This is a genomic window from Pedobacter riviphilus (assembly GCF_014692875.1).
GTDB classification, from domain to species: domain Bacteria; phylum Bacteroidota; class Bacteroidia; order Sphingobacteriales; family Sphingobacteriaceae; genus Pedobacter; species Pedobacter riviphilus.
In genome coordinates, this window is record NZ_CP061171.1 from 4,860,374 (window position 1) to 4,884,103 (window position 23,730).

General features: G+C 37.6%; 24 protein-coding genes. 9 read left to right on the forward strand and 15 right to left on the reverse strand.

The window, feature by feature from the left end:
- Position 1: 1 nt before the first annotated feature.
- Positions 2–514 carry a hypothetical protein gene (locus tag H9N25_RS19950; protein ID WP_190327004.1) on the forward strand — a complete coding sequence of 171 codons (513 nt, stop codon included), beginning with the start codon at positions 2–4 and terminating at the stop codon, positions 512–514.
- A gap of 166 nt (positions 515–680) precedes the next feature.
- Here the strand turns inward: H9N25_RS19950 and H9N25_RS19955 are convergent, their stop codons facing one another.
- From H9N25_RS19955 to H9N25_RS19965, 3 genes are read right to left on the reverse strand one after another with little or no spacing between them, the layout of a single operon-like run.
- Positions 681–1,316: a carboxypeptidase-like regulatory domain-containing protein gene (locus H9N25_RS19955; RefSeq protein WP_167295865.1), complete on the reverse strand. Its 636-nt coding sequence runs from the start codon at positions 1,314–1,316 to the stop codon at positions 681–683.
- A 53-nt stretch (positions 1,317–1,369) separates the two neighbouring features.
- Positions 1,370–1,615: a NifU family protein gene (locus H9N25_RS19960; RefSeq protein ID WP_025141622.1), complete on the reverse strand. Its 246-nt coding sequence runs from the start codon at positions 1,613–1,615 to the stop codon at positions 1,370–1,372.
- A gap of 34 nt (positions 1,616–1,649) precedes the next feature.
- Positions 1,650–2,726, reverse strand: coding sequence for an Mrp/NBP35 family ATP-binding protein (locus H9N25_RS19965; RefSeq protein WP_167295866.1), 1,077 nt, complete (start codon positions 2,724–2,726; stop codon positions 1,650–1,652).
- A 131-nt stretch (positions 2,727–2,857) separates the two neighbouring features.
- On the opposite strand from H9N25_RS19965, the gene H9N25_RS19970 reads away from it, so the two are divergent.
- The 3 genes from H9N25_RS19970 (at position 2,858) to H9N25_RS19980 (ending at position 6,418) form a co-directional block, all read left to right on the forward strand.
- The gene (locus H9N25_RS19970; RefSeq protein ID WP_190327005.1) at positions 2,858–5,020 is read left to right on the forward strand and encodes a transglycosylase domain-containing protein; all 2,163 of its coding nucleotides are present in this window, start codon (positions 2,858–2,860) and stop codon (positions 5,018–5,020) included.
- Positions 5,021–5,160: 140 nt separating this feature from the next.
- Complete coding sequence (gene hpt, locus H9N25_RS19975; RefSeq protein WP_167295868.1) at positions 5,161–5,703, forward strand: hypoxanthine phosphoribosyltransferase; 543 nt, start codon at positions 5,161–5,163, stop codon at positions 5,701–5,703.
- 55 nt (positions 5,704–5,758) lie between these two features.
- Positions 5,759–6,418 carry a phosphatidylserine decarboxylase family protein gene (locus H9N25_RS19980; protein WP_190327006.1) on the forward strand — a complete coding sequence of 220 codons (660 nt, stop codon included), beginning with the start codon at positions 5,759–5,761 and terminating at the stop codon, positions 6,416–6,418.
- A 310-nt stretch (positions 6,419–6,728) separates the two neighbouring features.
- Here the strand turns inward: H9N25_RS19980 and H9N25_RS19985 are convergent, their stop codons facing one another.
- The 6 genes from H9N25_RS19985 to H9N25_RS20010 all read right to left on the reverse strand — a co-directional run bounded on the left by H9N25_RS19985 (position 6,729) and on the right by H9N25_RS20010 (position 11,127).
- Positions 6,729–7,904: a mechanosensitive ion channel family protein gene (locus H9N25_RS19985; protein ID WP_190327007.1), complete on the reverse strand. Its 1,176-nt coding sequence runs from the start codon at positions 7,902–7,904 to the stop codon at positions 6,729–6,731.
- A 70-nt stretch (positions 7,905–7,974) separates the two neighbouring features.
- Positions 7,975–8,322 (reverse strand): 50S ribosomal protein L19, encoded by a 348-nt coding sequence (gene rplS, locus H9N25_RS19990; RefSeq protein WP_057930964.1) that lies wholly within the window; start codon positions 8,320–8,322, stop codon positions 7,975–7,977.
- A 138-nt stretch (positions 8,323–8,460) separates the two neighbouring features.
- Positions 8,461–9,135, reverse strand: coding sequence for a tRNA (guanosine(37)-N1)-methyltransferase TrmD (trmD, locus tag H9N25_RS19995; RefSeq protein WP_056850557.1), 675 nt, complete (start codon positions 9,133–9,135; stop codon positions 8,461–8,463).
- Positions 9,136–9,186: 51 nt separating this feature from the next.
- Positions 9,187–9,798, reverse strand: coding sequence for a hypothetical protein (locus tag H9N25_RS20000; protein ID WP_190327008.1), 612 nt, complete (start codon positions 9,796–9,798; stop codon positions 9,187–9,189).
- Positions 9,799–9,844: 46 nt separating this feature from the next.
- Complete coding sequence (rimM, locus tag H9N25_RS20005; RefSeq protein ID WP_167295873.1) at positions 9,845–10,372, reverse strand: ribosome maturation factor RimM; 528 nt, start codon at positions 10,370–10,372, stop codon at positions 9,845–9,847.
- Between the two features lie 182 nt (positions 10,373–10,554).
- Positions 10,555–11,127 carry a 30S ribosomal protein S16 gene (locus tag H9N25_RS20010; RefSeq protein WP_190327009.1) on the reverse strand — a complete coding sequence of 191 codons (573 nt, stop codon included), beginning with the start codon at positions 11,125–11,127 and terminating at the stop codon, positions 10,555–10,557.
- A gap of 144 nt (positions 11,128–11,271) precedes the next feature.
- On the opposite strand from H9N25_RS20010, the gene H9N25_RS20015 reads away from it, so the two are divergent.
- A complete protein-coding gene (locus tag H9N25_RS20015) occupies positions 11,272–11,793 on the forward strand; it encodes a 5' nucleotidase, NT5C type (protein ID WP_223833453.1) in 522 nt (173 codons plus the stop codon).
- A 153-nt stretch (positions 11,794–11,946) separates the two neighbouring features.
- Here the strand turns inward: H9N25_RS20015 and H9N25_RS20020 are convergent, their stop codons facing one another.
- Positions 11,947–15,009 (reverse strand): VIT domain-containing protein, encoded by a 3,063-nt coding sequence (locus H9N25_RS20020; RefSeq protein WP_190327010.1) that lies wholly within the window; start codon positions 15,007–15,009, stop codon positions 11,947–11,949.
- A 20-nt stretch (positions 15,010–15,029) separates the two neighbouring features.
- Here H9N25_RS20020 and H9N25_RS20025 point away from each other — a divergent pair, with 20 nt between their 5' ends.
- Positions 15,030–15,506, forward strand: a complete 477-nt coding sequence (locus H9N25_RS20025; RefSeq protein WP_456238506.1) for a heavy metal-binding domain-containing protein — start codon at positions 15,030–15,032, stop codon at positions 15,504–15,506.
- Positions 15,507–15,590: 84 nt separating this feature from the next.
- On the opposite strand, the gene pfkA is transcribed toward H9N25_RS20025, so the two are convergent.
- The 4 genes from pfkA to H9N25_RS20045 form a co-directional block, all read right to left on the reverse strand.
- Entirely contained in the window at positions 15,591–16,574 is a 984-nt protein-coding gene (gene pfkA / locus H9N25_RS20030; protein WP_190327011.1) for a 6-phosphofructokinase, read from the reverse strand.
- Positions 16,567–18,261 carry a protein-disulfide reductase DsbD family protein gene (locus tag H9N25_RS20035; RefSeq protein WP_190327012.1) on the reverse strand — a complete coding sequence of 565 codons (1,695 nt, stop codon included), beginning with the start codon at positions 18,259–18,261 and terminating at the stop codon, positions 16,567–16,569. The genes pfkA and H9N25_RS20035 overlap by 8 nt, the downstream gene beginning before the upstream one ends.
- A 148-nt stretch (positions 18,262–18,409) precedes the next feature.
- A complete protein-coding gene (locus H9N25_RS20040; RefSeq protein ID WP_190327013.1) occupies positions 18,410–18,859 on the reverse strand; it encodes a protein-disulfide reductase DsbD domain-containing protein in 450 nt (149 codons plus the stop codon).
- Positions 18,860–18,866: 7 nt separating this feature from the next.
- Positions 18,867–19,643 (reverse strand): biotin--[acetyl-CoA-carboxylase] ligase, encoded by a 777-nt coding sequence (locus tag H9N25_RS20045; RefSeq protein ID WP_190327014.1) that lies wholly within the window; start codon positions 19,641–19,643, stop codon positions 18,867–18,869.
- A gap of 44 nt (positions 19,644–19,687) precedes the next feature.
- On the opposite strand from H9N25_RS20045, the gene rsfS reads away from it, so the two are divergent.
- The 3 genes from rsfS to H9N25_RS20060 all read left to right on the forward strand — a co-directional run bounded on the left by rsfS (position 19,688) and on the right by H9N25_RS20060 (position 22,821).
- Positions 19,688–20,062, forward strand: coding sequence for a ribosome silencing factor (gene rsfS, locus H9N25_RS20050; RefSeq protein WP_057930976.1), 375 nt, complete (start codon positions 19,688–19,690; stop codon positions 20,060–20,062).
- A gap of 28 nt (positions 20,063–20,090) precedes the next feature.
- The gene (gene ftsH, locus H9N25_RS20055; protein ID WP_167295881.1) at positions 20,091–22,112 is read left to right on the forward strand and encodes an ATP-dependent zinc metalloprotease FtsH; all 2,022 of its coding nucleotides are present in this window, start codon (positions 20,091–20,093) and stop codon (positions 22,110–22,112) included.
- 64 nt (positions 22,113–22,176) lie between these two features.
- Entirely contained in the window at positions 22,177–22,821 is a 645-nt protein-coding gene (locus tag H9N25_RS20060) for a LutC/YkgG family protein (RefSeq protein ID WP_167295882.1), read from the forward strand.
- A gap of 12 nt (positions 22,822–22,833) precedes the next feature.
- On the opposite strand, the gene H9N25_RS20065 is transcribed toward H9N25_RS20060, so the two are convergent.
- On the reverse strand, positions 22,834–23,559 hold the full coding sequence (locus tag H9N25_RS20065) for a hypothetical protein (protein WP_167295883.1): 726 nt from the start codon (positions 23,557–23,559) through the stop codon (positions 22,834–22,836).
- Between the last annotated feature and the right edge of the window lie 171 nt (positions 23,560–23,730).

Sequence of the window (23,730 nt, forward strand, 5' to 3'; positions counted from 1 at the left end):
CATGAAAAGTTGTTGGCAGTTATTAAGAAAAGGTTGTTTCGTTATCTTTACGATCATCAGCCTGATTAGCTGCCAACAAACAAATTCGCCCAAACCTCAATATAGCTATGATAATGGGCCAGAAATCGACACTTCATACATTGCAATAATCCCCTTCAAAAAAAACGCTGCTTTTAGAAAATCGGCCCAGTTGACCTCAACTGATCTAAAAGAAATAGATAAAATTCTGTTAAAATTTGCTGAAGACTATAATAAGCATATCCTAAGTTTACTTTCGCCTAATGACGACAAAAAGAACTTTCTAATAAATCTTAAAGATTACAAACGCCAATACACACCAACAACCAATAGCAAAGGAGAAAAGGAAGTTGTAATTTATTGCATGTGCCACACTTTTAATGTTGACTGGAAAAAAGAAAGAATAGATGTTGAAGATGGTGGTAAATGCTACTTTATGTTAAAAGTAAATCTTAAAACAAAGGATTTCGAGAGTTCCGTTAATGGGGAGGCTTAGTGGATCGATGGAGATCCGAAGGATTTTATATGTAAATATTGCCTTGCGCTTATAGATTTCTCTATTTCGCTTCGCTTCAGTCGATGACGACCCCACGAGACTAATTCGTTTACTGAAGAAACTGTTCTGCATCCAAGACTAAGGACTTTGGACTTAAGACTCCCGACTAATTATTCCGGCTCTTATCGCCATCAAAGATCTGCTGCATCAGCTTGCCCCAGGCGAAAGGATTAAGCAGGGGATTGGTTTGCACCATATTCTTATTAATCATCCTATCAAAATTATACCGGTAATTCTGACTTCCGATTTCCTGCCCATCACGTGGCAAAGTTTGGATTAAACCATCTATTGAAGAGCGTGAGAGGTTTTTTTTGGCGATAGCCATATCATCATCCGCCAGTTTCATCGATAAAAACTCGCGGGTAAACTCTTCTGTTGTTGCCCAAGGGAAAACACGTACCGATGGTAAATCGATTACATTGGCTTTCAACTTAACCATAATCGTGTACTTGCTGTCTGGTGTACTTTCTGGAATCACTGTAGAAAATTTCTTGTAACCAATGGCCGTGAACAAAATGGTATCGCCCGGATTAACAATAAAAGTAAAATATCCCCTGTAATCGGCACCAACCCTTTTACTCTTGGCAGAAAGATTGGTGATGGTAACATAAGGTATTACGTTTGAGCTATCGATATCGGTAATAATCCCAGAAAATTGGATGAGTTTATCCTGTGCCGGCTTTTGTTGTGCAAAAGCGGTAACAGAAAAAATTAAGCAAATCAGGGCAATACAATATCTCATTAAGACAAAAGTAATTTTATTAATAAAACTTCCTTGTTAAATAGTGTTAAAGCTTATTCTTGCTCGGCCATGTTAACGGCAACTACTGAAGTGATCTGAGGAACGGCTTTCATAATGGCTTGTTCGATACCAGATTTCATAGTCATGAAACTCATCGGGCAAGAACCACAGTTGCCTAAAAGCTTAAGCTTTACTGTTCCTTCAGATGTAATTTCTTCAACAGAAACATCACCTCCATCAGCCTTTAAATACGGCCTGATAGTTTCCAATGCCTGTTCTACTTGTTCTGTTAAATTCATTATATATATTTTAATTTATAAAAATAGTAATTTTTTAGCAATTCACCATTTGCGCATTATTGATGGATATTTGTTGTGCAATTTTACTTGCAATATCTCCAAATATAACATCCAGCAAAGGATTTTGATTCAAAGCCACCGGTTTCCCTTGATCTCCTGCCTCCGAAATACTCTGGATAATTGGAATCTCACCTAAAAACGGCACATCAAAACGTGCTGCAAGCTCGGTTCCGCCACCTTTTCCGAAGATATAATATTTATTCTCCGGCAACTCTGCTGGCGTAAAATACGACATGTTTTCTATAACACCTAAAATCGGGATATTGATTCCTGGCATTCTGAACATTGCCAAACCTTTATGTGTATCGGCCAGTGCAACCTGTTGCGGTGTAGTAACCACAACCGCTCCCGAAATCGGGAAACTCTGTGTAATAGTGATGTGTATATCGCCTGTTCCCGGTGGAAGATCTACAATCAGATAATCCAGCTCTCCCCAATTGGTATCGTTAAATAATTGTTTTACTGCATTAGATGCCATTGGGCCACGCCATGGCACCGGCTGGCCGGGATCTGCAAAAAAACCTAGGGACAATAGCTTTATTCCGTATTTTTCGATTGGTAAAATTTTCGTTTTACCATCAGCAGTTTCTTCTGCGCCCGGCTTAGCATCAACCAGATCGAACATGGTTGGTACCGATGGGCCATAAATATCGGCATCGATAAGGCCAACTTTAGCACCATCTTTAGCCAATACTACTGCCAGATTACTCGCCACAGTCGATTTACCAACCCCTCCTTTACCAGACGAAACCAAAATAATGTTTTTGATGTTATCTAATGATGATGAATTACTTGGCTGAGTAACCCTCGAAGTTACATTGATCATTACTTCTGCCGTTGGCGATACAAAATGCTTGATGGCATTTGTACAGGCATTTTTTAGCATTTCCTTCATCGGACAAGCCGGCGTAGTAAGCTCTAATGTAAAATTGACCTGGTTATCTGTTATCTGTAAATCTTTAATCATGTTTAAAGTAACCAGATCTTTTTTAAGATCGGGATCTTCAACATTTTTAAGCGCATCTAAAACTTGTTGCGGGCTAATCTGCATGGTATTAATTTAAATTCAAAATTAACAAAACATAGCCACAAATACTTTTATTTAGGCTTTTTAACTGTAATTTTAACACGAAATAAACATTTAATTGTTACGTTTAAGCAATTAACCATTTTAACGACTATATGCGAATACCAAAAATTAAGATCCCCAAAAAATATTTAAAAATCGGAGCCTGGGTTTTAGGTGTTTTTTTAGTTGTTTGTATTGCTTTAGGTGCGGTTGCCTATAGCAAAAGGGAAGCACTTCTTAAAAAAATGGTGGCTAAAGCAATTGCCAAGGCCGACAAGGATTATGGCTTGGAGGTTAAAATCGGATCGGTCGGTTTTACAGGGTTAAGCACCGTAAAAATGACCAATATTTCTGTTGTTCCTAAAGATAGGGACACGCTTTCTAATATTGGCGAACTCAGTGTTGGTGTAAAACTTTTCCCGCTCATTTTTGGTAAAGTAAAACTCTCGGAAGTAAAACTGAATAATGGTTTTGTGAGTGTGGTACTTAAAGATTCGACCACAAACATCGATTTCATTTTAAAAAGAAAGAAAAAAGACAGCACCCAAACCAATACAAAAGCCAACTTGCCAGAAATAGCTAGCAACATCTTAAATCAGGTTTTATATAAAATTCCTGACGATATGGATGTGAAAAACATGGTTTTTAAACTAAACGATCACGATACTGCCAAATTGAGTTTTGCAACCACCGCCACGATTGATGGCGGCGATTTAAAATCAACAATTGATGTGAACAATAACGAATCTACCTGGCATGTTAATGGCTACGTTAATCCTGGCAGTAAAGAGTTAAACTTTATGGCATATGCCGATGGAAAAAAGCTGGAATTGCCCTACCTCAACAATAAACTGCATGCCAAGCTTAGTTTCGATACTTTGCAAACAGAATTAAAAAATGCCAAATACAGTGGCGATGATTATAAGATATCTGGATCTTGGTCAGTTAAAAACATGTTGATCAATCAACCTCGAATTGCTTCAAATGATATTATTATCCAAAGTGCAAAACTGGACGCCGATATTTTAGTTGGACCTAATTACATTGCCTTAGACAGTACCTCAACAGCTTATTTAAAAAATGCACAGATCCATCCATTTGTTAAATATACTTTAGGAAAAAATAAAATATATGAGTTAAAGCTAAATGCCGAAGAGCAGGATGCTCAAGGAGTTTTAGATGCTTTCCCACAAGGCTTGTTTGAATCGCTTGAGGGATTAAAAGTACAAGGCAAGGTTAAATACAGCCTTAACTTTTACCTGGACACCAAAGTGCCAGATAGCGTGCGTTTCAACTCCACACTTACACCGGTTAATTTCAAAATTGTGCAGTGGGGCAAAACCAACCTGCAAAAAATCAACAATACTTTTGTATATACACCTTACGAGTACGGCAAGCCGATGCGTGATATTACCATTGGCCCATCGAACCCGAATTTTACGCCATTATCGGCCATTTCAAAGAATTTTATCAATGCCGTTTTAACAGCAGAAGATCCTTCGTTTTTTACGCATAATGGTTTTGTTGAAGAATCGATCCGCAAATCGATCGCCGTAAATTTTAAGGAAAAGAAATTTAAGCGTGGAGGCAGTACCATCAGCATGCAGCTGGTTAAAAATGTGTATTTGAGTCGTCAGAAAACGTTGGCCCGTAAAGCCGAAGAGATTTTGATCGTTTGGCTTATTGAACATAACCATTTGATCAGCAAACAGCGGATGCTGGAGGTATATTTCAACATCATGGAACTGGGACAGAATATTTATGGGATTGGGGAAGCATCACGGTATTATTTTGGAAAACAACCTGCCGATTTAACCATTGGAGATGGATTGTTTCTGGCCAGTATTGTACCTAAACCAAAAGCATCGATGTATAAATTCATGGCTGATGGCAGCCTAAAACCTTATATGTTCAACTACTTCAGGTTTATGGGTAATATTATGGCCAGAAAAGGCTTAACACCTAGCGATACCTCAGGTTATGGCTTTTACAATGTTCGCCTGAGAGAAGGACTCCGTCGTTACTTGGCGCCTGATACTGCTGTGGTTGATACCTCTGCATTTGACGATGATGGAGATGGCCTGCCTGTGGTAATTGTACACGATAAAAATAAAAATTTCTTTGAGCGCCTTTTTGGTGGCGGATCTAAAAAAGATACAACAACAAATAAACAGGCCACCACACCTGCCGATACTACTAAAACCAAAAAACAATTGAGACAGGAGCGAAGGGAAGAGCGAAGACGCCAAAAGGAACTGGAGAAAAGTCAGCAGTAGGCAGTTTTCAATTGACAGCTTACAGTTTTTAGTTAATCCAACGATTAACCCGTTAAACAATATATAATTAGCCGAAACCAGTTTTTAATTGGCGGTTAGCAGGTTACAACTTTCCAACATTTAAACTATTTAACATCAAAATGCACAAAATAAAAGTAGAGGATAAAGAGTTCGAGATATTTTTAGAAAATGATACCCTAAACAAAAGGATCCGTTTGCTAGGCATCCAGATGAATGTGGACTATGAGGGTAAATGCCCGCTATTTATTGGTATACTAAATGGAAGTTTCCTATTTATGGCAGATTTGATTAAAGAGATTAATGTACCTTGCGAAGTTGCTTTTATGCGTGTAGCTTCTTACCAGGGAACAGCAAGTTCGGGAAATGTAAAAGAACTGATCGGATTACCAGATAACATCGAAGGTAGAGATATTATCATTGTGGAAGATATTGTTGATACCGGCTTAACCTTAACGCATATTTTAAAAACGATAAATGAAAAAAATCCGGCGTCAGTTAAAGTAGCTTCTCTTTTACTTAAGCCAAGTGCTTTAAAACACGAAATTAAAGCGCTAGAATACGTTGGTTTTGAAATACCTAACGAGTTTGTTGTGGGTTATGGATTGGATTATAACGGCCTTGGCAGAAACCTGACGGATATTTACAGAGCAACCGGAGCATAATTTTTAGATTGGATTAATTTATTTTTCGCACCTTTGCGCAATAATTTCTAAAACAATGACCATACATAAAGAAGGCTACACCACCATTGCCTTAAGCATCTTGTTTATTTTCGTAATCAACGCAATAGTCGATTATAAATACCATGATATCACCTGGTTGCGCTGGTTCATTTATCTATTTTCAGCTGCATTATTTATCATTGTATTACAGTTTTTCCGCAACCCTAGCCGCAGCTTTTCTTCCGGAGAAAACCTGGTTATTTGCCCTGCAGATGGGAAAGTGGTGGTAATTGAAGAAACAGAAGAAGGCGAATACTTTAAGGATAAACGTTTACAGGTTTCGATTTTTATGTCGCCTATAAACGTTCACATTAACCGTAACCCGATTTCGGGAGTGGTCAAGTTCTTCAAATATCACCCAGGAAAATATCTTGCCGCGTGGAATCCAAAATCTTCAACAGAAAACGAACGTACTACAACCGTTGTCGAACATAAAAACGGCACGTCTATATTATTCCGTCAAATTGCTGGTGCATTGGCACGTAGAATTGTATGGTATGTAAAAGAAGGAGATCAAGTTGTACAAACCGAACAATTTGGTTTTATTAAATTCGGATCAAGGGTTGATGTATTTTTACCAGTAGGCACAAAAGTGAACGTAGAACTTAACCAGGTTGTAAAAGGTGGAATAACTACCCTAGCTACCCTAAGTTAAAAGAAAAATACAATTATAATAAAAGCCGATTTAGTTTATACTAAGTCGGCTTTTTGATTATAGCGCACCTCTTTCGAGATTTTTTAGCTGTCTGTGAGGACGCAGACCGCGGAAGTCAGAATTATATATTCCTGTTATCTGTGACACACCAATGTTATTAAATTAACATCCCCCGTTATCAGTCTAAGCTTGTCGAAGACTTTAAATGCAAAAACCTAAAAAAGATTGTCCTTCCACATCCTTTTTGTTTTTCTACTAAATAAAAATATTGAGTAAGACATAAGCTGCATGATCTCGGTACTTAACAGCTTTAATCCATAGCATCATTACCCACCTCTTCATGATTACCTGCCTGAGTTGGCCTATCGCTAATTAAACGTTGCGTTGGATAAGCAAAATCTGATTTATTGCGAATAACGATATCCATAATTTCGAGATTGATTTCCTGCCTGATTTTGAGGAATTCAGCATATTCAAGTACGGTTACAAAATAGTTAACTTCCACATTCAAACCAGAATCGCCAAAGCTTTTAAAAGAGGCATTTCCATCGTCACTGGTGCCCTGATGTTGGTTAATATAATCCTGTATTTCGGAAATAATTTTTCTTAATGAATCGGAATTGGTTTCGTAGGTAAGCCCAATCACAAATGATACCTTACGCGAATTCCGTAACGAAAGGTTTTCTAAAACCCCATCAATCATGCCCCTATTGGGCAGGGTAGCCATGGTTTTTTCGGAAGTTCTGATTCTTGTACTCCTAAAACCAACCTTTTCAACTGTACCTTCCACACCATCAACCTTTACCAGGTCGCCAACAGTAAAAGGTTTATCTAAAAAGATGGTGAATGAGCCTATTAAGTTCTCTAAGCTCTCTTTAGCAGCCAAAGCAATGGCAATACCACCAATACCCAAGCCGGTAATCAGCGTTAATACATTAACTTCGAAAACAAAACCAAGGAGGGTGAAAAAACCGATAAAGATTACAATCGTTTTAAACAGTTCTTTTAAAAAGGGCACCAATTGATCGTCGGCCTTGTTACCCGTAAGCGAAGCTTTATACAGAAGCACGTGGCTAATGAAGTCGATTATCCTTAAAATAATCCAAAAAATAGATAGGATGATCCCAAACAAAAATATCCGGTCGATACAATCGCCGATGGTTACTGGGATTAACTCTTTAACCTTGCCGATTAATTTGCTGTAATGAAATATAGCCACCTCTAACGGGTGTTTTAACTGGTTAATGGAAAGGTAAAGCGTAGTTAACAGGATAAAAACCTCAATGGGTTTTAGCAGTAAGGCAACAAAAGCATCGTTATGCGATTGATTGGAAAAGTTTCTGAAAAGCTTAAACAGCAACCTGCTTAACAGCTTAGAAACAATGTTCTTAAAAACTAAGCCTAAAAAAAGTATCCCTCCGAAAAGGAAATAGGCTTTTACGGTGTTGCCCCAAAAAACTTGGTCGAAAAAAGCAGAATTTAACATTTGATAAAGGTACAAACAAAAAAACCTCCACGAAATTAATCGTGAAGGCTATATCTTATAATAAAGAATATTATTTTCTCAAAGATTTGATACGAGCAGCTTTACCAGTTAAAGCACGTAAATAGAACAATTTCGCTCTACGAACTTTACCATAGCTATTCACTTCTACTTTCTCAATGTTTGGAGAACTAAAAGGGAAAATACGCTCAACACCAACGCCGTTGCTCATTTTACGAACGGTGAAGGTTTCGTTAGCACCTGCACTGTTACGTTGTATTACAACACCTTGGTAAATTTGAACACGTTCTTTATTACCTTCGCGAATTTTATAGTGTACGCTCACTGTATCGCCAGACTTGAACGCAGGAAAATCTTTTTTCGCGATGGCCTGCTCTTCAACAAATTTTACTAAATCCATGATTTTAAGCTATTAAACCAACTTTCTTTACCTTGAAAATCGGATTGCAATATTAGGGATTTTTTTTCATATAAAAAAACCTATTTTAATTTTTTCCACAATCTTTATGAATTCCACATTCGATTGAGCTAAATGCTTCTATTCCAAAAGATCAGGGCGACGCGTTTTAGTTCGCTCTAAGGCCTGTTCATGCCTCCATTCGTTCACTTTAGCCTCATGGCCGCTTAATAAAACATCGGGCACTTTATGTCCACGCCAGTCTGCCGGGCGGGTATAAACTGGCGCATCAAGCAGCTCTCCCTGAAAACTATCGGATAGGGCCGAAGTTTCATCATTCAAAACACCTGGGATTAAACGCACAACAGCATCTACCACAATTGCAGCAGGCAGCTCTCCTCCACTCAAAACATAATCGCCCACCGATATCTCTCTGGTTACAAAGATATCCCGTATACGCTGATCTATGCCTTTGTAATGGCCACACAAAATAATGATATTCTTTTTAATAGAGAGTTCGTTAGCTGTGCTCTGGTTTAAAGTAACACCGTCGGGGCTCATGAAAATAATCTCATCGTATTCTCTTTCTGCCTGAAGTTTTTCGATACAAGCCGCAAAAGGCTCAATACTCATTACCATACCGCTACCTCCGCCATATTGATAATCGTCTACACTTTTTTGTTTGTTGGTAGCATAATCCCTCAGGTTATGCACAACAATTTCGGCAATGCCTTTTTTTTGTGCACGTTGCAAAATAGAATGAGCAAACGGACTTTCTAGTAAAGCGGGCAAAACTGTTATAATATCGAAACGCATGCTGCAAAGGTAAGTCTTTAGTCTTTAGTCCGAAATAGAATTTTACTGTTTCTAGGCTGTCCACTGATCGTGTATTACAGCAACTAAATAATAATTATTCTGATATTTTTTAAAAACAAGCCTCAAACTGCTCCAGTCTAAACCATTATATTTTTGATCAAAACCACTGAAATAATATTCCGTAAAATGAAGTTGAGGATAAATCTCTTTGAGATTATTGATAGAATTGCCATTACCGATAAAAGAATCGTAGTCTTTTTTCTCTGCAGCCAAATAATCGGCATTGTAAATATAACGATCGATGTAAGGTTTAATCCTTAGCTTAATTGCTTCTCCTGATCCATCGAAATGCCCCCAGGTTAATATCCAATGTTTATCAATGGCTTCTAAAAAATCTTTGGCCAGGATTTGTTTATGTGTAAAATCTATAAAACCGTAAGGAGAGAAGCGCACACCTTCAGCAGGGTGGAAGTAGGAAGTAAAACGGCTGTAATCTTTTGCTTTTAAAGCCTTTAATACTAGGACAGCAACTTTTTGGATCGAATCTTTTTGGGTTATCTTTTGTGCTTTATTAAAAGCGTTTTTATTTCCGGCCTGATCATTTTGTTTGGTTTGATTGCAGCCAGAAAAAAGAATTACTGCGATGATAAGTAAATACCTCATAACAGATAGAACGAAAAACCGGAAAAAAAGTTTCTTGTTAAAGCTACTATTGCGCTAAATAAACGTCAAGCAATCCTTCAGGTAAATCGAGGTTTAATGTTTTTTCATCCTCATCGTATTCTACAATAAAGTCTTCATTTAGCGGGAACAGGATTTCGGTTTCTTTATACATCACTGTAGCCACAAATTGCTGCGGATATTCGTTTACTTCCAAAATTTCGCCCAATTCTCCCAAAGTTTCATCTATTGCTAAATAACCTTTAAAATCGGTATAGAAAAATTCTCCTTCTTCGCGTTCGGGCATTTGCGATAGGGGCAGGTATAATTTCTTTTTTAATAGTGGTTGTACTTTATCGATATGATCAGCATCATCAAAATTAAAGTAACCTGTTTTATTGGCCTGCAGTTTTGCCGAAGCCACAAAGTAGGGAACAAGCTTACCGTTCATATCGGCAAATACCACATCAAATTCGAGTTGTTCGTATTCATCAAATTCGAAAAATACCTGAACTTCTCCCTTTAAACCCCTTGTTTTGGTAACGTAACCAATATAAAATGCTTCTTCGTGTTTCATTGCGACTAATGTGCCCTTAAAAGTAACGTCATCCTGAATTTATTTCAGGATCTATGACAAGAAAGATGTTGATTCCGATATAACATCGGGACAGCATGACGAACTGTAAATAATAATATCTTTTAAATAAAAATAGCGTTCCGAATATCCGAAACGCTATTTATGAAACAAAATAATTAAAATTATTCTGCTCCTTCTTCTTTAGTAGCTTCTGCTGCAGGAGCCTCTTCAGTTGCTTCAGCTTCAACAGCTGGTGCTTCTTCAGTAACTTCTTCTTCCACAACCTCTTCTGCAACTGGTGCATTTTTAGCTGCGATAGCTGCTGCTTTATCTTCTTTTTTCTTAGCTTCTGCTGCTAATGCTGCTTTACGCGCATCTGCTTTAGAAGTAGCTAAACTTTCTGATTTACCAGAAATTTTACCTGCTTTAGCATCTAACCAAGCTGCAAATTTTTCATCTGCTTGTTCTTGAGTTAAAGCTCCTTTTTTAACACCACCTTCTAAGTGTTTTTTGTATAAAACACCTTTGTAAGAAAGGATAGCACGAGCAGTATCAGTTGGTTCTGCACCACTGTTAACCCAAGCTAAAGTTTTTTCGAAGTTAATTTCGATGGTAGCAGGATTGGTATTTGGGTTATAAGAACCTAAACGCTCAATAAATTTACCATCACGTGGAGCGCGAGAATCTGCTACCACAACGTGGAAAAAAGGTTTTCCTTTTTTACCGAATCTTTGCAATCTGATTTTAGTTGCCATTTCTTTTTGTATTTATGTATTCAACATAGTTCCCGGAGCTTCATGCTGCGGGGCTGCAAAGATAACTAAAATACTGTAAATTAAAAACATAGTTTAATTTCTTTGTTTTCAGGATATTTACGCCAAAATATTTGCAGATACAAAATGGAGAGAATTGCGATTGATATGGACGAGGTGATTGCCGATGCCCTTGGAAAATTTATTAAACTATATAATCGAGACTTTAACATTCCTTTGGATTTAAAAATTGATGCCGGAAACGAAATCTACCACCATGTTCCACAAGCTATTAACCAGAAATGGTTCGAATATATAAATGAACCCGGTTTTTTTCGCGATCTTGAAGTTATTGCAGATAGCCAACGGGTAATTAAAGCTTTACAAGAAAAATATGATGTTTACATTGTTTCGGCAGCAATGGAGTTCCGCAACTCTTTGGTTGATAAGTACGACTGGATGACCGAACATTTTCCTTTCATCGATTGGCAACATATCATGTTCTGCGGAAATAAAATCGTGAATGTTGATGTTATAATAGACGACCGCATTAAAAACTTTGTGAATTTTGCAGGTAGGCCATTGTTATTTACCTCTCCTCATAATTTATTAATAACCGAATACGAGCGCGTTAATAGCTGGGAAGAGGTAGCGGGCTTATTGCTATAAACGCTTTCTTAAAGAAGTTCTTCACCATATAAGCTAACGCTTTTGTTCAAAAACTACGATTTAGGAATAATACAGCGTTGTCAACTTTCTAGCGGTTAGGCTATTAAAGTTGACAACTCAAATCTGTGAAACCTTTTAATCGGTGTAATCCCCTTAAAAATTAAACTCCCCTACAAAATTTCCGCCACCACTTCCAGCAGCCAATGGTAGTACGATTACCTTTCTTTGTTGTTTATCTGTTGCATATCGGGTATATATCTCGGCGGTTACGGTTGTTGGTCCGCTAATATTAATCTGCCTATCGCCATAATAATTCACTTCGATTTTATATTTTCCCTTAATAGCCTTCTTGATCATAAACTGTTCGGGGCCATAACCTGAAGTAAAATCGTTGCTAATCCTCCCACCTATTTTTGTTCTCGAATTTCCATAAAATCCTTTTTCACCAGTTGGATCGGTTAGCCATAGATCGATATCAGTATCATTTTTATTCCAGTTTAACACTACGCGTACATCTACAGGTAATGGCTGGATTAACCTTTTATCAATCTCTTTAGTACTTAGGTTATTGCCATGTTTTGCTATCAAGTTATTGATTTCGGATATCACAATCTCCTCGATTCCTTGATCTCTATCCGCAATCTGGCTGTTATAACTTTGAGTAAGCACTTTATACAAATTATCAAGTGCGGCTTGGTATTGCCCATTATCTGCCAGTGCCAGCGCATAATCGCGATAACTTTGAGCATCCATTGGCCGCCATTGCAAAACTTTTTGGGTGATAAAAATCTCATCCTTATAATTACCCGTTTGTTTTAATTTGTAAGCCAGTGTTTTGTACAGATCAGCATTTTCCAACTCCAGATCGGCAATATTACTTAAAATGGTCAGCGCCCTAACACTATCTTTCTGTTGATAAAACCAATTGGCCACATCGAAATAAAACATTGGCGTACTCATGTAACCAGAACGCATTTTTAAATAAGCCTGATAAGCACTATCTGGCTTTCCAACCAGATTTTTCATATAATCCTTATCACTTTTAAATTCGGGGATCACGATAGCTGGTTGTTGGGGAGCCAGCGTGGTTTTTGCCACTTGAACCCCTGCAGCTTTGCCCTCAAGAAAACCACTTGAGGCAGTCCCCCTAATGGTTGTGACCGATCCGGTAACAGCTCTTTTTTGTTGAGCGGCATAACCGACAACGACCACTTCATTTAGTTGATTCGTTTCTTTATCCATTCTTGCAGCCCCGGTAGCAGGGGCAAGAGCTACCGCTTGTGGCAAAGATGGAACGACCATTTCAGCCGCTTTCGCAACTTCTCTTCTCCGGCTCTCTCTGGCAGGTTCGGCCATTACAATATTAGCACCAGGATCTCCATGCGCATCCCTTTGTTCCGGATCAGGGTATCTCTCTTTCGTCTTGCCTTGTGCTTTATAGTAAAAATCAGTATTCCACCAGTTTTTTAAATCTTTCGTCATAGCTACCGCCGCATTGATCAAATCTTGTTTACGCTCCAAAATAGCGGCTCTTCGCTGCTTTAAAACCGCATTATAGGCCTGTTGCAATTCAATAGGAGGTGCAATATCATAACGCAAATAATCATCAAGGTTTTCTAATACAATGAGGCTGGTATTGCGGGTAACGATACCAAACTGTTTGCTCAGAACACTAATATCATCCTTATTATCTTCATATTGAATATCCATTTCGGCAATTTTCTTCTGTGCCCAAACACGGCTAACATCAATACTGCTTAAAGTATGTTCAGTGGCGTTTAACCGAACAACCTGTTCTGAAACAACCGTATTTCCAAAACCAAATTGTAACGTAAATTGGGTATTAAACTCATTCATAATACCGGCTAAAGAGAAATGTCCATTTACATTTACCTTCATCGAGGGATAAGTCTGCCTTACATCTGCTCCGTTTTTAATCCCTAAAAACTGAAGATTTTGCTGGTTCAATTGTTTAAATGCCTCGGCAACTGAAGTGGAATTGAGGTTTACAAATTGCCCACCAGTTTTCATGCTGATAAATTTCAATGTACTATAATCTGCCTTAAGGGCTGAATTGATACAATGCACAGGCTTATTTAAACTAACCGTACTTTTCCCGAATGTAGATAACCCATCGGTAAATAAAATATATTCATCGGCCTGCAGACTTTTGGTGTTTATAGCACTGAAATTTGTTCCTCCATCATATACAAGATTCTTCAGTTTATCTTTTAACTGTGTCCAGTTACCATTCGAGATAACAAAAGTGCCAGCGTTTTTAAAACCATTATTAACTAAGCCTAACTGTATGGTTAAATTTTGTTTTTGTTTAATAATCAAATCTAACAGTTCTATTTCCTTCTCGGTATTGCGCTGAAGACCACTTAAAGAAACATCCCATATTAAACCTATTTGATTACTCCACTGTTTTTTCCGGCTTTCGGTTTTAGGAAAAACATTCACCAAAAAATAATACCCGGTTGATGCTTTTTGCATTTGCACCTCAGTTAGATCATTTCGTTTTGGCAGATTAATTGTCAGTCCGTTTTTAGGTTGATAATTAGCTTTATTGATCTCTCCAACATAGGTATTCCCATTAGCCTTTAAATCGAAGCTGCCATCGGGCTGTTCGCCAAGCTCTGGCTTCATAACGCTCTCGAAAACAGTCGTTTTTAGCGTAAAGTTTTCGATTGCCTGGTTGTAATCGAGTGGTAAATGGTATTTTAAAGCATGGTTATTATTAAATCTCAGTTCTTCTTCATAACCAACAATTATGGTTCTGCTACCATTGGCCGGTAGCGGATAAATTCTGGTGCGGAAATTATTTCCCTCTACCTTCTCCAGCAAACCCGGATCAACTCTCCGCCGCTCAATACTTTCGAAAACCTCTGTTGCCTTAGCTTTTTCTACCGGAACGGCTTCTCGCATTTTCCCATTAATATCCAAAGCGTAACGGCTTATGCTAACACCTTCTGGCATTGGAAATGTAAGTTCACCTTCTAAAATACGATTACTGCTATTATGAAAGGTCATCGTCATCACCGTTGTGGCCACATTTCCTGTAATCTGCACATCAATATTTAGCTTTTTAAGTTTAACAACATCTTTTTGATCAACGGTTACCGCCTGTTGCACTTTTAACACAGGCATTTGCGCACGAACAAAAAATACAACCAGTAATAAAGGGAAAAGGAGTAAGGTTTTAGATGGTTTCATAATCGTAATTTTAAATATTGATGCAAAAGCATTACCGATTACATAAATTTATTCAGGCAAAATGTATTTTGCTTGATTTAACATGGACCATTGATGAGTATAAAAGCGAACTGGCTTTTATAAAAAATGTAACATTTCGAAAAAAAATTGTTCTAATTATTAAAACTGAAGCTATGTTAGTAACTACAACGCCCACAGTTGAGGGCAGAAAAATTGTAAAATATATTGGTCTTGTTACCGGAGAAACAATTATTGGCGCAAATATTTTTAAAGATTTATTTGCCGGAATAACAGATATAGTAGGAGGTAGATCGAGTTCTTACGAACGCGTTTTAAGAGAGGGAAAAGATACTGCAGTAAACGAAATGCAGCAATATGCAGCCGCTCTTGGTGCAAATGCTATTGTTGGTGTTGATTTAGATTACGAGACCGTAGGCAGTGGAGGAAGCATGCTTATGGTAAGTGCCAATGGTACAGCTGTTATTTTAGAAGATTAAGAAATTTGCTTATTGCGAAACTAAGCAAAAACAAGAAAGTCTTTCCGGTGCGGGAAAGACTTTTCTTTTATATGCTATTTTCGTTTAAAACGAAAGAATGTCGATTAGCTTTAACCATTTAGAGCTTACCTTCTCGGCATTAATGTGCTTTATCGCATGATCAAAAGGGGTAAAAACGATTTCCCGGTTAATCTGACCTGCCATTACGCCACTTTCACCATTAATTAAGCCCTCAACCGCAGCTACACCTAAGCGGCTGGCCAATACACGATCCATACAGGTAGGTTTGCCCCCGCGTTGAATATGGCCTAAAACAGAAACCTTTGTATCGTAATGCGGGTATTTTTCCTGCAAAATTTCGCCAACCTTAAATGCGCCACCAGTATCATCACCTTCAGCAACAATAATAATTTTCGATGCTTTATCTTTACGGCTATGCTCCAATTTATGCAATATATCGTCTGCATTCATGTTTGCTTCAGGGATCATGATGGCTTCGGCACCAACGCCAATTCCACTTCTTAAAGCAATTAAGCCAGAGTCGCGACCCATTACCTCTACAATAAAAAGCCTGTCGTGTGATTCAGCCGTATCTCTGATTTTATCTACTGCATCGATAACCGTATTAATGGCAGAGTCGTATCCAATAGTAAAATCGGTACCTGCTAAATCGTTATCAATGGTACCTGGTAGGCCTACAATCGGAAAATCGAACTCTTTAGAAAAAATATTGGCACCGGTAAATGTTCCATCACCACCAATTACAACCAAGGCATCAATTCCATTGGCTTTTAGGTTTTCGTAAGCTATTTTTCTGCCTTCTACGGTTTTGAATGCTTCGCTACGGGCCGTTTTTAAAATAGTACCTCCACGTTGAATAATATTCGCTACAGATTTGCGGTCCATAGGGATAAAATCATTGTGGATTAAGCCTTCGTAGCCACGGAGAAATCCGGTTACCTCAATGTCATAATAAATAGAGCCCCTAACTACAGCCCTGATTGCAGCGTTCATGCCTGGCGAATCGCCACCAGAGGTTAAAACACCAATGTTCTTAATCTTATTCATTTGTTTGTTTCTTAGCAAATTCTGATAACCCATTATCCAGATATTGCAAATATTTATCTATATCAAATTCTACTCCAATAGGAGGCGAAACTAATTCTTTTTCATCAGTACCCAAAAGTACATAATATGGTTGCGAAATGGTATTAAATCTTTCGGCCTGCAAATGTTTGAATTTTTTACCAACAGTGTTCACTTTTGTGCCTAAAATTTTAGAATCAAATTGTTCTGCGGCAGGTAAACTTGTTTTATCATCTGTATAAAGCGATACTACAATATAATCTTCTTTCAATTTTTTAAGTACCCTTGGGTCAGACCAAACCCTGGCTTCCATTTCTCTGCAATTTACACATCCATGACCGGTGAAATCTAAAAACAATGGTTTTTTTACCTCTTTAGCATAAGCGAGTGCTTCCTGATAATCGAAAAACCCATCAATATTATGGGGAATATGCAAGAAATCAGCATATTTACGTTTAGCGTGACTAGTTGCCGCAGTTTGGTTTGATCCACCGCCACTATCCTGTCCGATTATAAAATCCTGGGTAGAAAGCGGGGGCACCAGTGCACTCACTGCTTTTAAAGGGGCTCCCCATAAGCCCGGGATGAGATAAATGGCAAATACAAAAGTAGCTGTTGCAATAAACAACCTCGGTACCGATACATAAGGTAGGTCGCTATCATGAGAGAACTTAATTTTTCCCAATAAATAAACGCCCAAAATTAAGGCAAGTACAATCCATATGGCTAAGAATATCTCACGGTCCAGTATTCCCCAGTGATAAGCCAGATCGGCTGTTGAAAGGAACTTTAATGATAAACCCAATTCTAAGAAACCAAGGAAAACTTTAATTGAGTTTAACCATCCGCCAGATTTTGGCAAACCCGTCATTAAACTAGGGAAAATGGCAAACATCGTAAAAATTACAGCTAACGATAAGGAGAAGCCGAACATGACCACCACTGGTGTTAGCAAATCGGTATTAATGGCAACCAATGAGGTTCCGATTAGCGGTCCGGTACACGAGAAAGAAACAACAGCTAAAGTTGCGGCCATAAAAAATATACCGCTTAAGCCTTTAGCATCTGATTTAGCATCGAGTTTATTTACAAATGAACTCGGCAGCGTAATTTCGAAAGCGCCCAAAAAAGATACGCCGAAAACAATTAATATAAGGAAGATGAAAATATTAAAAAATCCATCGGTCGATATTTCATTTAATGCACTAGCACCCCAGATCAAAGTAATAATTACGCCTAAGCCTACATAAATAACAATGATTGATAAGCCATAAATAACAGCACTCCTGATTCCTTTTGCTCTACTTTCTGCTCTTTTGGTAAAAAAACCAACAGTAAGCGGAACCATTGGGAAAATACATGGAAGGAAAAAAGCGGCAATACCCGCCAAAAGGCCTAAACCAAAAGTTACCCAAAGTGATTGTTTCGGAGCATCTTTGCCAGCTATCTTAGCTTTTTCTACTTTAGCCGTATCCTTTTTAAGGGTATCTTTTTCCGTTTTTACCTGCTTATTTGCAGCACTATCCTGTGCTGAACCTACTTCGGTAAAAACAATATCATCGGGAGGAGCAGTTGCCGTGGTATCTTGTGTTACAATGGCGTAACTCTTAACGGCTGGAAATGCAATAAACATTGTAGCCATTAACAACAATAATAAAACCTTTTTCATTTGTGTGTTTTGTGTGTGTATTTTGAAACCGTGAAATTAAGAATAATTTTAGAAACGATTTTTTTTTAACCACTACACCACGTAGATTTTACTTTAAAAAGAAACAGTCCCGAAAATTCGGGACTGTTTGTAAATATTTTGATGTCAACTATTTAACCGGAATGCTGAACTCAACTTCTTCTGGTGGAAGACACTGTTTATCATTACAAACCATAAACTCTACTACACCTTTAACTGCTGTAGTTGCTTTGTTTAGTTTAATTTTTTGCTGAAAAATTACCACTTTTTCGAAATAACTTACATTCATTTTAAATGTACTTTCGTATTTAACAATTGCTTTTGGCTCAATTGTTTTGCCTACCAGGCTGAAATCTTTAGATGGCGCAAAAGTAAAAGTAGTTTTTACCGGTCCTCCGTCTTTTACATTCTGAGAATAAATATGCCATCTGTCATCAATTGTAGCTTTTAAGTAGATGATAGCTTCCGTTTTACTTACTTTCTTTGCAGAGTAGGCCCAAGTAACAGGCTTTTCAATTTGGGCAAATGCACCAGCAATGGTAAAAAGTACCATCGAAAGCACCAGGGTGATTTTTTTCATTATGTGTTTATTTTGTGTGTGTAAATTCTATTTCTTTAAAGTTAAAGACTTTTAAGCCGTTTTTTGTACTAACGCTTAGTTTACCGCTGTCTTCAACTCCTTTAATAGTTCCTTCAAAAAACGCTCCATTTTGTATATACAACGCCGGAATGTTAAAGTTGTAAAGCCTTGAAAGGTAATCGTTTTGTAAAATACTATATTTTCCGGCCCTCAAAATTAAGTAGTATTTTTCCATAAATATGAACAATTTCTCCATAATATCCATTAAAGGGACATCTCTTTGTAAAATTTGAATGACGGAAGTAGCACGTTGGCTGATGTTATCTGAAAATTCTGATTGATTTATATTTAAACCAATGCCAATTACTGATGATTTAATAGAATTGCCTGTCAGTGTATTTTCGATTAATATCCCACCTAATTTCTTATTATGGTAATACATATCATTGGGCCATTTTACCTTTATCCCGTTCGGAACAAAACAAGATAAAGCATCACTAACGGCCAAACTAACGGCAATATTTAAATAAAACTGTTTATTGAGCGGCAAAAAAGAAGGCTTTAAATAAATGCTTGTACTGATATTTTTCCCTGCCTGGGTTTGCCAAACGCTTTCTTGCTGTCCTCTTCCGGCAAACTGATTATCTGCCATAATTACAGTCCCTTCGGCTAATGGCTCGGATTTTGACACCAAATCTTTTAAAAAGTTATTAGTAGAATCAACTTCTTTTAATTTGATTAAATTTTGACCAACAAATAATGTCGAAAAAGTGTTATTTTGCAAGTGTTGAATTTATAATATTGTAATTCCAAAATTAAAGCATTTTAATGGTAAAAAAGAAAATAGTAGCCCTTTCTACATACCTTTCGGAGTTAGCCGTTCACGGCATACAGGAGAAAAAAGGAGAAGATATAGTGCGGTTAGATCTTAGAAATATTCATACTTCAGTGGCTGATTACTTTATTATAGCGAGCGCCAACTCCGGTACTCAGGTAAAAGCTATTGCCGATAGTGTAGAAAAAGAAATATATAAAGCTACTCAGGCCGATCCAAGACATAAGGAAGGTTTCGAATCAGCAGATTGGATTATTCTTGATTATTTCGATGTGGTTGTGCACATTTTTAAAACCGAAAAGCGCCACTTTTATGGCATAGAAGAACTTTGGGGGGATGCAGAAAGCACAAATTATCAAAGCGCATAACCTAATAGAACCATTTTGACAAAGACAAATGAACGACAATCAAAATACCAACGAAAAACAGGGAAAAAGAATTCCAAACATCCCTAAAAAACCACAAAAAGGATCAAAATTTAATATTTTCTGGGTGTATGCGGCCATTATTATAGCCATTATTGCAGCACAGTTTTTATTTACTACCGACGGCGGTAAAGAGGTTACCTACCAAAAGTTTGAACAACAGATGTTACTTAAAGGTGACGTTCAGAAAGTTGTTGCCTATAAATCAGACGATTTAGTACGTGTAGAGGTTTACATTAAAAAAGACAGTTTAGACAAGAAGAAGCTTTATGATGCTTATAAAAGTAATAGCACTTTTAATGTAAACAGTAACAATGCTAGTCCTGTTGTATATTTTAATGCCGGAACGATGGATGGGCTTGATAAACAACTTGCCGATTCGCAAAAGGATCTTCCTGCTAACCAACCAAGGGTACTGGCAGAGAAAACCAGCCGCAGCAATCCGTTGGCTAGCTGGTTCTTAAGCATTATTTTACCAGTATTGCTTTTAATCGGTTTCTGGATTTTTATGATGCGCAGAATGGGCGGCGGTGCTGGCGGCGGCGGTCAGATCTTCAGTATCGGAAAATCAAAAGCAACTTTGTTTGATAAAGAAAGCCAGGTAAACATTACTTTCAACGATGTTGCAGGTTTAGAAGAAGCAAAAACAGAGGTAATGGAAATTGTAGATTTCCTTAAAAACCCTAAAAAATACACTGATCTGGGTGGAAAAATTCCTAAAGGTGCTTTACTTGTAGGTTCGCCTGGTACCGGTAAAACCTTATTGGCCAAAGCTGTTGCAGGTGAGGCCCAGGTTCCTTTCTTTTCTCTCTCAGGATCTGATTTTGTGGAGATGTTTGTAGGGGTAGGTGCATCTCGTGTGCGCGACTTATTTAAACAGGCGAAAGATAAATCGCCTTGTATTATCTTTATTGATGAAATCGATGCTATTGGCCGTGCCCGTGGTAAAAATGGTGTAATGGGTGGAAATGATGAACGCGAAAACACCTTAAACCAGCTTTTGGTTGAAATGGATGGTTTTGGCACCAATACACATGTTATTATCTTAGCCGCAACCAACCGTGCTGATGTTTTAGATAAGGCGTTATTAAGGGCTGGTCGTTTCGACAGACAGATTTATGTTGATTTACCAGATGTTATAGAGCGTAAACAAATTTTCGAAGTCCATATTGCTCCGCTTAAAAAATCAGAAGAGCTTGATACCGAATTTTTAGCAAAACAAACTCCAGGATTCTCAGGAGCAGACATTGCCAATGTTTGTAACGAAGCGGCATTAATCGCAGCCCGTAAAAATAAATCGGCAGTTGATAAGCAAGATTTCTTAGACGCTGTAGATAGAATTGTAGGTGGTTTAGAAAAGAAAAACAAAATCATTACGCCAAGCGAAAAACGTGCTATTGCGATTCACGAGGCTGGTCACGCCACCGTAAGCTGGTTGTTAGAACACGCAGCGCCTTTAGTTAAGGTTACAATTGTTCCACGCGGACAGAGCTTAGGTGCTGCCTGGTACCTGCCTGAAGAACGCTTAATTGTTCGCCCTCACCAAATGCTCGATGAAATGTGTGCAACGATGGGTGGTAGGGCAGCTGAAAAAGTGATGTTCGATACTATTTCCACAGGTGCACTAAGCGATCTGGAAAAAGTAAATAAACAAGCGAGAGCAATGGTTACCATTTATGGTCTGAACGATAAATTAGGAAACATTACTTATTACGACTCATCGGGTCAGAACGAGTATAATTTCTCTAAACCATATTCAGAAGATACTGCTTTAACGATCGATAAAGAAATTTCGGCATTAATTGAGGGCCAATACCAAAGGGCAATTAGTTTATTAGAAGAAAACAAAGATAAATTAATCCAATTGGCCGACATCTTGATCGAAAAAGAAGTTTTATTCAAAGACGATTTAGAAGTGATTTTTGGTAAACGATTATTCGAAAACCAAGGAGAAAGCGGAACTCCCGGACATATTACTCCGGTAGAAGCATAAATAAATAATTTCTATTATTACATTTGCTACCCTAGTTTAATTATTAGGGTAGCTTTTTTTTATAATGAAGGATAATACGACAGCGAAAGAACAAATACTAAAAAAGATAAGGAAAGCACTATTGGAGAAGCGCGAAAACCCTTATCCTAATTTAGAAGAAAGCCCATTGTACAAAAAAAATACAGATGAGCTAGAGGTATTATTTGCCGAACAGCTTACGGCCATATCCGGTAACTTTATCTTCTGCGAAGACGGGATTGATTTTTTTGAAAATATGCTGCAGCTGGCCGATAAGTTTAAATGGCGAAAAATATACTGCTGGGAACCAGAACTTCAGCAGTTTTTAAGCAAATATGAATTTCCTTTTTACCAAACCGATAAAGATTTTGAACAGGCAGAGGTAGGTATTACCCTTTGCGAAGCCTTAATTGCCCGTAATGGAAGTGTAATGGTAACTAACCAAGGCGCCGCAGGAAGAAGGCTCAGCATCTTTCCACATCATCACATTGTAATTGCAAAAACAAGCCAACTGGTTTTGGATCTTAAAGATGCCTTTCAATTGTTGAAAAACAAGTATGGCAACCAGATCCCTTCCATGATCAGTAACATTACCGGCCCTAGCAGAACGGCCGATATTGAAAAGACATTAGTTTTAGGTGCACATGGACCTAAAGAGCTTTTTGTGTTTCTGATTGATGATTTTAGTTAATTGCAACATCAATTATTTGAGTGCGTATGCGCCTAAAATTGGACAACCATTTGCCGTTTTACAGTGAAATTGACTTAATCTTTCCAAAGGTTCAATGCCTGTTTGGGTTCCAATAAAAAATTCATCATAATAACCATTACTGCTATATACAGCATGCGGGGCATTGTATAAAACAAGATTTGAATATTTTTTAATATTGCTAATGCTCAGATCATTAACAATAACCTTTTGCAAACCCAACATATTGTATATTTCAGAGGCATTTTGTCCCTTGTTAAGTTTATCCACTCCCCGGTAAAAATAATTTGCATCGTATCCCATTTCCAATTGTTTGGCCCTGCACATTACAGCAAAACAAAATGCAGCATAATCACTAATTTTTTTTGAAATAGCATCAGTTTGCCTTTTAATAAAAAAATGTTTTTTTGCGAAATTTAACCTATCAAAAGAAAGTACAATGGTTTTATCATCTCTTCTTTTAATGTAAACCATTTTTGCCGTCGAGTCGGTTTTTACCCCTTTAAAAACACCATTAATTCCAAAAGTTCCTATTGATGCCTTTATGAGCGCCACCGAAGCGCAGTTACCTCCACCACCAAACCTGCTCAATATACCGGCAAAATGAACACGGTCTTGTTTAAATGCTTTATAAAGTTCTTGTGTGGTTACTTTTGTTATCTGGGCATTAACATGTGTATAACAAATAAATAAAATGATTATTGCAATGAGTTTTTTCATGATTCGTGTTTTAATTAATTAATAGGTTATTAGTTTAAAAGGAAACCATAAAATGATATAGGTGATAAAATTTAACCCATACTTATAAGCGTTTTCATTATCTGCCCCGTGATCTTTTCACCACCAACTTTCCAAGGGCATTTAACCAATATATATCATCAGGCGTATTCT